General features: G+C 55.8%; 10 protein-coding genes. 7 read left to right on the top strand and 3 right to left on the bottom strand.

Going from position 1 to position 11,840, the window contains the following annotated elements; translation table 11 throughout:
- Positions 1–36 precede the first annotated feature (36 nt).
- The 7 genes from rfbC to LARV_RS08540 all read left to right on the top strand — a co-directional run bounded on the left by rfbC (position 37) and on the right by LARV_RS08540 (position 6,850).
- On the top strand, positions 37–591 hold the full coding sequence (rfbC, locus tag LARV_RS08570) for a dTDP-4-dehydrorhamnose 3,5-epimerase (protein ID WP_075073245.1): 555 nt from the start codon (positions 37–39) through the stop codon (positions 589–591).
- A 39-nt stretch (positions 592–630) separates the two neighbouring features.
- A complete protein-coding gene (gene rfbB, locus LARV_RS08565; RefSeq protein WP_075073244.1) occupies positions 631–1,719 on the top strand; it encodes a dTDP-glucose 4,6-dehydratase in 1,089 nt (362 codons plus the stop codon).
- Positions 1,716–2,588, top strand: a complete 873-nt coding sequence (gene rfbA, locus LARV_RS08560) for a glucose-1-phosphate thymidylyltransferase RfbA (protein WP_075073243.1) — start codon at positions 1,716–1,718, stop codon at positions 2,586–2,588. The genes rfbB and rfbA overlap by 4 nt, the downstream gene beginning before the upstream one ends.
- Positions 2,585–3,475 (top strand): dTDP-4-dehydrorhamnose reductase, encoded by an 891-nt coding sequence (rfbD, locus tag LARV_RS08555; protein ID WP_075073242.1) that lies wholly within the window; start codon positions 2,585–2,587, stop codon positions 3,473–3,475. The genes rfbA and rfbD overlap by 4 nt, the downstream gene beginning before the upstream one ends.
- A 156-nt stretch (positions 3,476–3,631) precedes the next feature.
- On the top strand, positions 3,632–4,246 hold the full coding sequence (locus tag LARV_RS08550) for a YveK family protein (protein WP_075073241.1): 615 nt from the start codon (positions 3,632–3,634) through the stop codon (positions 4,244–4,246).
- A complete protein-coding gene (locus LARV_RS08545; protein WP_075073240.1) occupies positions 4,243–5,796 on the top strand; it encodes an O-antigen ligase family protein in 1,554 nt (517 codons plus the stop codon). The genes LARV_RS08550 and LARV_RS08545 overlap by 4 nt, the downstream gene beginning before the upstream one ends.
- Before the next feature lie 25 nt (positions 5,797–5,821).
- Positions 5,822–6,850 (top strand): glycosyltransferase family 4 protein, encoded by a 1,029-nt coding sequence (locus tag LARV_RS08540; RefSeq protein ID WP_075073239.1) that lies wholly within the window; start codon positions 5,822–5,824, stop codon positions 6,848–6,850.
- Between the two features lie 4 nt (positions 6,851–6,854).
- Here the strand turns inward: LARV_RS08540 and LARV_RS08535 are convergent, their stop codons facing one another.
- The 3 genes from LARV_RS08535 to LARV_RS08525 are packed head-to-tail and all read right to left on the bottom strand — an operon-like array spanning position 6,855 to position 11,838.
- On the bottom strand, positions 6,855–8,879 hold the full coding sequence (locus LARV_RS08535) for a hypothetical protein (protein ID WP_075073238.1): 2,025 nt from the start codon (positions 8,877–8,879) through the stop codon (positions 6,855–6,857).
- A gap of 11 nt (positions 8,880–8,890) precedes the next feature.
- The gene (locus LARV_RS08530; protein WP_075073237.1) at positions 8,891–10,855 is read right to left on the bottom strand and encodes a hypothetical protein; all 1,965 of its coding nucleotides are present in this window, start codon (positions 10,853–10,855) and stop codon (positions 8,891–8,893) included.
- Positions 10,852–11,838, bottom strand: a complete 987-nt coding sequence (locus tag LARV_RS08525; RefSeq protein ID WP_075073236.1) for a lysylphosphatidylglycerol synthase transmembrane domain-containing protein — start codon at positions 11,836–11,838, stop codon at positions 10,852–10,854. Before LARV_RS08525 ends, LARV_RS08530 begins: the two co-directional genes overlap by 4 nt.
- Between the last annotated feature and the right edge of the window lie 2 nt (positions 11,839–11,840).

Below are 11,840 nucleotides of genomic sequence, written 5' to 3'. Positions count from 1 at the left end.
TTCTTGCATATTTTTGAAGGGTGATCATCAATATTCATGGCATTCGAAATTTCATCCACACAACTGTCAGATATTCTTCTCCTCGAACCGCGCGTCTTTGCCGACGAGCGCGGTTTTTTTATGGAGACCTATCAATCGCGTGACTTTGCCCGCCTGGGTATCCCGGATAACTTCGTCCAGGACAACCAATCCGGTTCGCGCCGCGGCATCCTGCGCGGACTGCATTACCAGATCCTCAATCCGCAGGGTAAACTCGTGCGCTGCATCGTCGGCGAGATCTTCGATGTGGCCGTCGACCTGCGCCGCAGTTCGCCCACCTTCGGCCGCTGGACCGGAACCTACCTCTCGGCTGAGAACAAACGTCAGCTTTGGATTCCGATCGGTTTTGCGCATGGCTTCTTTACCGTCAGCGAGTGGGCCGAGGTGCTATACAAAGCCAGTGATTATTACAACCCAAAGGGAGAGCGCTGCGTCCTGTGGAATGACCCGCAAATCGGCGTCCAATGGCCCGTCCCGGCCGGCGAATCCCCTCTGCTTTCGCCGAAGGATCAATTGGGCCTGCCGCTGGCGCAGGCTGAAACCTTCGATTAATCAAACGGTTTTTTTCATTAACATTCGAGGGAGGAGCAAATGCGTAACCTTCTGGTGACCGGCGGCGCCGGTTTTATCGGTTCGAACTTCATTCGCCTGACTCTTGCGCAAAGGCCATCCGTTCACATCCTCAATCTGGATGCGCTCACTTACGCCGGCAGTCTGGAAAACCTGCGCGATCTGCCGGATCCGCAGCGTTATGTTTTCGTAAAGGGCGATATCTGCGACCGTGAGCTGGTGGAAAAACTGCTGCGCGAGCATGAAATCGACACCATCGTCCACTTTGCCGCCGAATCGCACGTCGATCGCTCCATCCTGGGTCCGGGGCAATTCGTCCAAACCAACATCGTGGGCACCTTCACCCTGCTGGAGGCCGCCCGTCAGGTCTGGCTGACCGAAAAACGCCAACCGCTGGATCAGGTGCGCTTCCACCACGTTTCGACCGATGAGGTATTCGGCTCACTGACGCCGTCCGATCCGGCCTTCAACGAGACGACGCCCTATGCGCCCAATTCCCCATACTCCGCCTCGAAAGCCTCCAGCGACCACCTGACGAGAGCCTATTTTCACACCTACGGTCTGCCCGTCACCGTCACCAATTGCTCGAACAACTACGGCCCTTACCAGTTCCCCGAGAAACTGATCCCGCTCATCATCCTGAACGCGCTGGAAGGCAAACGCCTGCCAGTCTACGGTGATGGCAAACAGGTACGGGATTGGTTGTATGTCGAGGATCACTGCGAGGCCATTCTGACGGTCCTGGAACACGGCAAGCCCGGCGAAACTTACAACATCGGCGGCAACAACCAGCCCTACAATATCGAAATCGTGTCCGCCATCTGCGCAATTCTGGATGAACTCGTCCCCAATTCACCTCACCTTCCGCATGAAAGCCTGATCACCTACGTCACCGATCGCCCCGGCCACGATCGCCGTTACGCTATGGATATCCGCAAGATCAAAGCTGAGCTGAGCTGGCAGCCGAAGGAATCGCTGCAAACCGGCCTGGAGAAGACCGTGCGCTGGTATCTGGAGCATCCCGAGTGGGTGCAGGCCATTCGCCAGACCGGCGATTATAAGACCTGGATCGATCAGAATTACGTTCAGCGCGGAGGAAGGCAGAAATGAAAGGCATCATTCTGGCAGGCGGTAAGGGAACCCGTTTATATCCCATCACCATCGGCGTCAGCAAGCAATTGCTGCCGGTCTATAACAAGCCAATGGTCTATTACCCCCTCTCGATGCTCCTGTTGGCCGGAATTCGTGAAATTCTGGTGATCAGCACCCCCGACGATTTGCCTGTTTTCCGCAGGCTGCTGGGCAGTGGGGATCAATGGGGCGTGCATATCGAATATGCTGAACAAGACCAGCCCCGCGGCCTGGCGGATGCCTTCCGGGTGGGCGCTTCGTTCGTCGATGGCAAACCGGCTGCGCTCATTCTGGGCGATAACATCTTCTACGGTAGCGGGCTGGCGCGCCAACTCCAAACGGCCGCCCAATTGCGGGATGGGGCCATGATTTTCGCCTATCGCGTCCACGACCCTGAACGCTACGGTGTGGTCGAGATCGACAGGCAGGGCAAAGCCCTCAGCATCGAAGAAAAACCGGCTCAACCCAAGACCAATCTGGCCGTCCCGGGTGTGTATTTTTACGACCATCAGGTCACTGAAATCGCTGCGCATCTCAAGCCATCGCCGCGCGGCGAATTGGAAATTACCGACCTGAATCGCGTTTACATGGAGAAAGGCGAGTTGCGCGTGCAGGTTCTCAGCCGCGGCGTGGCCTGGCTGGATGCCGGCACGCACGAATCGCTGCTGCAGGCGGCCAACTTCGTCCAGGCGGTGGAAGAACGCCAGGGATTGATGATCTCTTGCCCGGAAGAAATCGCCTTCCGCATGGGCTTCATCGATAAGGCTCAGTTGGCTGTACAGGCCAAACGGTATGCCAGCAATGGTTATGGCCAGTATTTGCAGCGCCTCTTGGAGGAAATGGGATGACCCTGCGTATTTTACTGCTGGGAAAGATCGGCCAATTGGGCTGGGAACTGCAACGCACGCTGGCCCCGCTGGGTGAAATTACCGCCTTCGATTATCCCGAGGTCGATTTTTCACATCCTTCGACCCTGGCGCAGGTGGTGCAGGCCGCTGCTCCACAGGTGGTCATCAACGCAGTGGCGTATACCGCCGTGGATAAAGCCGAGACCGAGGAAAGCCTGGCGCGCGCCATTAACGCCGCCGCCACCGGCGAACTGGCCCAGGCGGCCCGCAAAGCACATGCAGCCTTTCTACACGTTTCCACCGATTACGTCTTCGACGGTCGAAAGGGCTCGCCTTACGTCGAGGAAGATACCCCTCACCCGCTCAATGTCTACGGGCAGACGAAGTTGGAGGGCGAACAGGCTGCGCTCCAGGCTGGAGGCGCGGTCGTCATCCTGCGTACAGCCTGGGTCTACAGCACCCGCCGCGACAGCTTCGTCACCAAAGTGCTGGGTTGGTCGCGCAATCAATCTGAATTGAGGCTGGTAAATGACCAGATCAGCAATCCGACCTGGGCGCGCATGTTGGCTGGAATCACAGCTTTGCTGTTGGCGAAATCCCGGGGCGACCCCTTCGGATACCTCGACGAGCGTAGCGGGTTGTACCATCTTGCCGGCGACGGTTACGCCAGCCGGATGGAATGGGCGCAAGAGATCCTCAAGCTGGATCCAAATCCGGAGCAACAGACGGCCAGGAAGTTGATTCCGGCGAACACCAGCGAATTCCCCACACCGGCTGTCCGGCCGTTATTCTCGGCTTTGAACTGCGAGCATTTTACACAGGTCTTTGGGCTGCGGCTGCCGCCCTGGCAACTGGCTTTACGCCAGGCAATGGATCCTTTAAGGTAACCGTCAATCCCAGATTATACAACCCGCCACCTATACGAAGTCGCGATTGGTGGGGCGTAGTATAATCCTGATGCCGACCCGTCGGTCGGGGAAAACAAAATAAACAACCTCTCCCGGCGCATCGGGAACGAATTGAAAAGGTACGACCCAAAAAGAATGACGACCGAGATAAATCCTGGCGAACAAATCCGTCGTTTGCTGAAGTCCTGGTGGATCATTGCGATCTGTATGCTGGTCTGTGGAATGGCCGGCTATGTCGTTCATACGCTGCGTCCGCCCCTTTATGAAGCCAAAGCCACTTTCAATGTCTGGCTGGATTTCAATTTTCTGAAGACGGATCGGGAATTCACCGAATACGACGAAGATCTGAGCATCAACACGGTTGGAGATTCCTACGTCATGCCGGCCGTTATCCAGCATGTTACCGATGAAGCATTGAAGCGGGGCTGGATCAAGGCTCCAAACGAGATTTTCTTGAATTACCGGCTTGAGCGCAAACACTCGGGTTGGGAATTGCGTTATCTGAGCACTAATCCACAGATTGCCATGGATATGACGAATTACTGGGCAACGGCCGGTTATCAATACCAGATGGAACTTGAAAATTCTGCATCCATTCCAGCCTACGTCCGCTTTTCCGAACCGACGCTGGCGGTCCTACCCAGCCAACCTGTCCGCTATGGACGCAATAACCTGATTCTGGCGGGCGCATTGATTGGATTGGTGATCGGCATCCTTCTATCCGGACGTCTTTCACGGAAGGAAAAATGAACCCGGCTCAAACAGAACCACCCGCAGTCATTCGGTCCAGCAAGTTGGACCGGATCATTGAAATCCTGTGGGCTGGCGCCTTGATCCTTCTGCCGGTCACGTCGGCGCCGTATATCATCAAGTTCACCGGAACCCTGGTTGCGCCGCCGTCGGCGATCCTGATCGGCATCTTATTGATCATCGCGCTGCTGCCGCGCATCCTGCGCCGCGGTACGATACCCATCGAGGCCGCTCCCCTTTTCTTCTTTGTACTATTGGCAATCGTTTCGACCGGGCTGTCATTCTTTATCGATCTGCCGACTTTCAAAAACGCGAACCCCTGGAAAGAAGCTCTCGAAGCCTTCATCACCATTGGAATCGGCATCAGCTTTTTCCTCGTCTGCGCGACCCTTCCAAAGGGCGAGGATGGATTCCGAAAAGCGCTGCGCTGGATCACGATTGGCGGCATCGTCATGGTGGTCTTCTCACTCGTCGAAGCGTATTTTATCTTCGTGCGAAACACGCAGTTCGCGCCCTGGTACATCTGGCTGGAAGAGACCCTGGTTACACCGCGCCCATTTTCACGCGGATTGCAGCGCCTCTATGGGATGACCTTTGAACCCTCCTGGTTCACCCATCAGTTGGTGATGCTCTACATCCCGATCTGGTTGGGTGCATCCTTTCTGCGAATTTCCGTCTTCAAATTTCGTTTCCTTCATTTATCCGTCGAAAACATCCTGCTGGCTGTCAGCCTGTTTCTGTTCCTGTTGGCAAAACCACGCGTTTCCCTGCTGGCGGCTCTACTTATTTTTGCTTTCATCTTTTTTCGGTTAAATTCAGCCATTTTCAAGCGGCTGCAAAAACGCCTTCGCCGCCGGTACCCTGGCCAGACGGATCGGGCCAAACAATGGAGCAATTTAGGCATTGTCGCTGGTATGATTTTCATCTACCTGCTCCTGGCAGCCATTTTAATCGTGATCCTTTTGCAAGATCCGCGAATGACGCTGCTTTTCACCTACCCACCCACGCTGTCCGAAATCGGCCGCGCACTGCTGCTGGACGAGAACACGCTGTTGGAATTGAGCAAACGCTTCCGATTCATGGAACGCGTCATTTACTGGGTATCCGGCTGGAGAGTTTTCGGCGATTATCCGATTTTTGGGGTCGGGCCGGGTAACAGCGGTTTCTTCTTTTTGGATAAAGTCCCTTTCCTCGGCTGGACTTCCATCGAAGTACGCGACTTGTTGACCAATGCGACCTTCCTGCCGAACATCAAAAGCCTCTGGGTACGGTTGCTGGCTGAGACCGGCCTGGTCGGTTTCTCCATATTCGTTTCCTGGATCATCACGCTGTGGCGATCCACCCGCTCGACTCTACAATCCACTTTACCCTATCATAAATTGATTGCATTCGTCTGCCAGTTGATGCTGATTGCCTTGATCGCTGAAGGCTTCAGTATCGATTCCTTTGCGTTGCCCTACCTGTGGGTCGCAGCCGGATTGGCAGCCGCAGCCGGCGCTTCACATCGCGAAAATATTTCCAGATCCAGGGCGCCCGAAGCACAGGTGTAACCTTTTGTAAGATAAAGAAGTCATCTTGTCAGAATCACACCTTTTTTTCATTATCTCGCTGGCCGCCATCACTGCTCTACTCTTAAGCCCGATCGCAATCTGGTTCTGCCGCCGGGTGGGCTTGATGGATTTTCCCAACCGGGAAGCCCATAAGCTGCACCATCGGCCGGTTCCGCTGGCCGGCGGTATCGTCCTGTTCCTGGTCTTTGTCATTGTTTCCCTGGTTCAGGGGATCGCATTCCAATCTGCTTTTTATGTATACCTGCTGCCCTTCTGTATCATTTTGATTTTTGGCATCTGGGATGACATTGTCTCGCTACCCCCGTTGGTCAAACTGGCCGGACAAATACTCGCCGCCAGTGTTTTGATTCACAACGGCGTTTCGGTCCAGCTTTTTGCCAGCTCATTTGCCAATTATCTCCTGACCATCTTCTGGATGGCGGGCATCACCAACGCCTTCAACCTGACCGACAGCATGGACGGATTGGCAGCCGGCCTGGCGACCTTGTCTGCCGCGTGCCTGATGCTGGTCACCATTCAAAGCGGTCAGTTCCAACTGACAGTCATGAGCTCGATCGTCCTGGGCGGTTGCATTGGGGTGTTCTTCTTCAATGCCCATCCGGCCCTGTATTTTCTGGGAGATTCAGGCGCCCAGTTTCTCGGGTTCTTTCTGGCCGCCCTGGCTGTGGCCTATGCTCCCGTCGGCTACACCCCGCTGACCTCCTGGTTCATCCCCATCCTACTGGTTGGCGTGCCAATTTTCGACACCACTCTGGTCGTCTATTCGCGCTTACGGCGCAGGCTGCCGGTTTATCAGGCAGGCCTGGATCATACTTTTCACCGCCTGATCCGACTTGGGATCAGCCCCAATCGCGCCATTTTGAGTATGCATCTGTGCGCGTTGATTTTGGATTGCATCGCTTTTATTTTGCTGCAGGCTAATCCCGTCCTTGCCAACGGAATAATATTCTTATTGGGAATTTTGGCCGTGGCTTCGATACTCTTCCTCGACCGGCCACACCTGCTCGAAGACAATCCCTACCCTTACATTTGAACGTTTATTTGCAACCACTCACATCATACAGGATACGGAAATCTTTTCCATTGGGTTGAACCCGGTGGCTGATCTCGCGCACGCAGGGCTGCTGAAAAGTCTGGCGAACCTCCTGGGATAGGAGGTTCCACCATTCCGCATCCATGTAAATATATCCGTATCCGGCAGCAGCCACCTCTTCAACGCGCGGAGCCTGGATCAAAGCCTCCCATTGCGGCAGCGGCTCGTAAATGGACAGGTGGGCTGTCGTTTCTCGACCGAAAACGGTAACCGCACGATAGGGAATATCATCCAACACCTGGGCATCCGGTTCCAGTTGGTTCCAGAATTGGCTTGAAAACCGCGTATCCAGCGAATCGATGAAATAGGCGGCCTGCGGCGTGGGCATGCTGATTAATTGGACGGCGAAAAGAATGGCGCCGCCAAAGATGATTACAAAGTAGCCAACCCCGTAAAATGTCCTTCTGACCGGGCCTGAGGTGCGGCTGTATTTCCATAGCAGGGGGAACGCCAGGGTCAGCCATAACCACAAAGCCGTTCCTGGCATGCGGGTGATCGAACGATCGACTCCGTACTGGAAAAACAACGGGAAAATCATGCAAGCCAGCGCAGAAAAACCCAACCCGGCCTCCAGCCAGCGTTCCCGTTTCAACAATCCAAGCGCCCAACCGGTTACCATGGGCGCCAGGAACAGGGTCGGTCCCATTTCCGCCAGGATGACCAGCCAATGTCGCGGATTTCCCAGCGAGAGCAGGCCTAGATGAGCCGAATAGATGGCCGGGGGCCAGCGGAAAGAAAAACTATAAGCGTTGTTGGTCGCCTGAACCCATTGAGAAATACCCAACCAGCGTCCGGCCAATCCACGCAGTGTTTCGGTGATGAATCCACCTTGAAAGATGGCCAGGATGGCCGCCAGTCCAAGCGCGAGAAGGGCGGACAGCCATTGGCCGGCGTCGATTTGTTTCTTCCATCGCCGGTGCGAAAACCAGCTTAACCCAACCGCAAGCAGGGTTCCTGCCCACAGAAATGCAAAAAGGTGTTCCGCACTCAATGCCAGACTGGCGGAGAGAATGCCCAAAACAACCGCAGCGCGCATCGAACCGGGCTGTTGCGGTTTCAGACTCATCAACAAGAAAATGGTCAGAAATGGCAGCGCCCCGGTACTGCCCAGCACGAAAAAAACCGGGACGAAGAAACCGCTATGAAAAGCAAATGGGAATGGAACCGGACCGCCCCCTTCCATGATCCAGGGGCCGCCCAACGCCTGGACCAGTGATTGAGACGTATCCGCGCCGGTATTGATCAGGTTGATGGCCGGAGAAATCCAGGTCAACACCGATGAAGGCAGTAACAGGAGCAGCCAGCGGGCCCCGCCGCCAAATACGATCACCAGGGCTCCCAACCAGGCAGCCGTCCGGCTGCTGGTGCGCTGTCGGACCCACAGCCAGGCGTTGACCAACGTCAGCGCAATGGCAACCCCCTTGCTGATATCCCACGCGCTCCACGGCGTTAAGCCTGCCGTGCGCACCAGCATGGCCGCCCATATCTGCAGGCCGTAATGGTAGGCGAACCACTGATCCGGGTTGAGATAGAAATGGGGTGGAATGTCCCCGGTCGCCATACTGGATACCAGGGGTAGATGCAAGTAATCGTCGAAGATGCTGACGCCGCGCTGGGCCAGGCTGAACAAAACAGCCAGCAGAAGCGCGCCCACCGGCTGCGTCCACTCTTTCCAATCTGCCCAGGTTTCTTTCTGACGCAGCGATTTACCGGCTGCCATAACGCCCACGCCGAGGATCAATGCAGCGCTGACGATCGAAGCCGCCGGCAATCCAATCCAACGGGTGATCAGGTTCACCAGCACCAGGTCGATGACCCAGCCGCTGGTAAAACCGCTAATCAGTCGCGCTCCCGGCAATAAACGAAATAGGCTGCGTACCAATAACCAGCCGCCCACCATCCAGGCCAGAGCCGTTACCGCTGTCAAGATCAGACCCACCGGGTCAACCAGCCGCAGCCAATAAGACATATTTCTCCTGCTTAATTTTTGGGAACGAGCAGTTGAATGCCAAATCCGTCGATCGTCGCTGCGGGTTGGTAGTTCTCCAGGATGGGCGCCACCACCCGTTCCATCCAGACATTATTTTCTTCCGAAAAAGCGTGCGTGCGGTCCTGCAAATTAACATACAGGGGTTCGGTTACGATCAGGCCAAATTCATGGTTTTTCAATTTCGTATAAAAAGCATCCAGATAGGAACGGTTATTCGACATCACCATTTCCATCAAGAATACTTTTTCGTAGTCCGGCACCAATTCCACTCGGGGTACCGATCCAAACGTCTCCAACTGGCGCTGATTGATGAACAGGACCGCCCGGTTTTCCTCGCGGGCTGTTTCGACATACTGCGAGATCTCCGCCAATGCCCGCTGCTGATCGGCGTGGGAAGCCAGCGGATCCGCGGGCGAACCTTCGAGGATTGCCGTCCAGGCCGGGACCAACAAAATCAAGCCAATCAGGATTGGATGGATGCGCAGAGTTTTGGCATTTTCTGGACGGTCGGTTTGAAAACGTCCCAATCCGATCGCGGCGCCCACAACGGCCATCAGCGCCAGGAAAGCATCCAGGTTGTGCAGGTTGCTGCCGCCGCCGATTTTGATGCTGACCACAATACCGCCCGCCAGAAATACGCCCAGGATGGCCGCGATCCCCAACCAACGGATCGGATGCACCGAACGAGTATTTCGGATCAGAAAAGCCGAAAAAAGGAGCAGTAAAGGCAACGAAACATACAGAATTGCCTGTAGAATGCCGGGGGGATAGGTGATGTTCGGCCACAACCGGTACCAAAGCAAATCCGATGATAAACTCGAAGAAAATTGATCGGCCGGGTTGCCGGAGATGCTGATATAGAACTGCTGGGTCGCGAATGCAATTGCGACGCCCACCAGCGTCCAGACCGCGGGGGGAAGAAGATAACGCAATAGCGGCTTGTCTTGCCTGGGAATTTCGATCAGGTAGAGCAGCGTAGCCAGCAAACCCGGAACAGGCAGCCAGTTGATCCGGCTGATTCCCGCCCACACCGAGGCGACGGCCACGACGGCCAGCGAACGCCAGAAACGCCGGGCATCGAAGCCCCACACCACCAGTAAAATGCACACGATCAAATGATAATAAACCGGGCCCTGAAAGAAGAATAGGAACGCCCAACCCGCCGTCAACCAGCGCAGCACCCGATCCTGCGGGCAAAATCGCCGCGCCAGCAACCAGGCAGCCAGGCCGTTCATTCCCAACCACAGCAACACTTGCCACAAACGGTGAAACCACAATGGCAGAGACGGAATGAGGAAGGGAATCGATTGCAGCAAATAACGGGTCGGATGCAGGGTCGGCAACGGATAGGCCTTCCCATAAATCTGATTTGCGAAGAAAAGAGAGGCGTTGTAATAGCGGCTGGCTTCAGACCAGCCCATCGAAAACAGATAATCCGATACCTGCGGGACAAATAGCGCCACCCGGTAGATCACCGCGTAGATCAAGACCGTGGCAGCAATCGAATAAGTCCAGGCGCGGCCTCTCCAAACGGCGTGCAGGGCGACCGAGCCAATGGCAACCAGAATTCCAAAGGTCCAGATCCGGGGTGCGAAAGGCCAGATCGTCTCCCAGGTACGGGTGAGGTACAGGCATGGGAAGAGAATGCCCAGCCCGAGAAAAACGAGCCAGTTGAATTTACGGAGTGAAGTCAGAAAGTGGAAAGCTGTTCCGGAGATTCGTAGAAGGGCGGACCGCAATCGCGTATAACTCAATGCCAACAGGAGCGAACCCAAAACGCCCAGACCAAACATGGGCAGCGTATCGATCTTGGGAGCCGTATGTCGCCAGAGCTTCAAACCGCCGGCCTGGCTGGCCTGGGCCTGGAAACCCAACAAACAGGCCAGCATCACCACGGCAATAATCGCTCGCAAAACATTCAGTCGCCGCACCGAGTCAGAAGGGATTGTTTTCATGGCATTGGATTACCGTTGGTGCCCGGAACGGAAGGTTGATTGCGCCGTTGCAGCAAGCCAGGCAGAAAAAAGGCGCCTGGCAGGCTGGCAATCATATACAGCATTCGCATCAACACGGCCAGCGCCAGGCCGGCCTCACGCGAAACACCGCCAAAGGTGGTGTAGAGCACGGCGATGGATAGTTCCTGTACGCCCAGGCCGTTGATTGAAACCGGCAGCAGGGTAATGAAATAGGCCAACACCCACAATCCGCCGATCTTCCAGAAGGAAAGTGGTTCACCCATGCCGGCCAGGAAAAACCAGACCGCCCCGAATACACAGGTCATGTGGCCGTAAGTCCAGGCCAGCGCCTGAAGCAGGCCCATCGGACGGCGCACCCAGTGCACCATGCTTTTCCAGATCGTCTGGATGAATTCAAGGAGCTTCTTCCAAATCTTCTGGAGAAAACCGGGCAGAACCACTGCGGCAAGCGGGCCCTGACCGACTGCGCTTTTCAACGCCGGCATACCGTCCCGAAGGACGTGCGGCAGTTCGAGCGGTAACAGGGTCGCCATACCAGCCATGCCAACCAACCGGTCGACGATCAGCGATGCCGTGACGATGCCCGCGTCCAGCCGCAACTGCACGGCTCCGGCCAGGCGCACCACATCGCCACCGATGGTCGTCGGCAGAAAATTCGAAGCGAACAAACCGGCAAAGACCAATTTGAAGGCATCCCACAGGCTGATGGAAACATCGGCCGATCGCAGCAACGCCAACCAGCGGCCAATGGTCGTCAGGCGCGAGCCAAACAGGCAGGCAAAGGCGGCCAGGAAAGCCCACGGCGGAATCGATTGGATGGCGTGGATGAATTCATCCCAACCCTGTTGAACCAACAAATAAACCAGCAGGCTCAACGCAACCAGAGTTCCCGCCCAGCGCAGCCACGACACACGCTGGCGCGGCTGTTCCGGCGTTGGAGAGGATTGAATTGAACCGTTCATAG

This window comes from Longilinea arvoryzae, assembly GCF_001050235.1.
GTDB classification, from domain to species: domain Bacteria; phylum Chloroflexota; class Anaerolineae; order Anaerolineales; family Anaerolineaceae; genus Longilinea; species Longilinea arvoryzae.
This window is presented reverse-complemented; position numbering and strand designations above follow the sequence as displayed.

Coding starts and splice junctions, on each gene's coding strand:
- rfbD (WP_075073242.1), top strand. CDS start 2,585: ATGACCCTGCGTATTTTACTGCTGGGAAAGATCGGCCAATTGGGCTGG.
- rfbB (WP_075073244.1), top strand. CDS start 631: ATGCGTAACCTTCTGGTGACCGGCGGCGCCGGTTTTATCGGTTCGAAC.
- LARV_RS08525 (WP_075073236.1), bottom strand. CDS start 11,838: ATGAACGGTTCAATTCAATCCTCTCCAACGCCGGAACAGCCGCGCCAG.
- LARV_RS08535 (WP_075073238.1), bottom strand. CDS start 8,879: ATGTCTTATTGGCTGCGGCTGGTTGACCCGGTGGGTCTGATCTTGACA.
- rfbA (WP_075073243.1), top strand. CDS start 1,716: ATGAAAGGCATCATTCTGGCAGGCGGTAAGGGAACCCGTTTATATCCC.
- LARV_RS08550 (WP_075073241.1), top strand. CDS start 3,632: ATGACGACCGAGATAAATCCTGGCGAACAAATCCGTCGTTTGCTGAAG.
- LARV_RS08530 (WP_075073237.1), bottom strand. CDS start 10,855: ATGAAAACAATCCCTTCTGACTCGGTGCGGCGACTGAATGTTTTGCGA.
- rfbC (WP_075073245.1), top strand. CDS start 37: ATGGCATTCGAAATTTCATCCACACAACTGTCAGATATTCTTCTCCTC.
- LARV_RS08545 (WP_075073240.1), top strand. CDS start 4,243: ATGAACCCGGCTCAAACAGAACCACCCGCAGTCATTCGGTCCAGCAAG.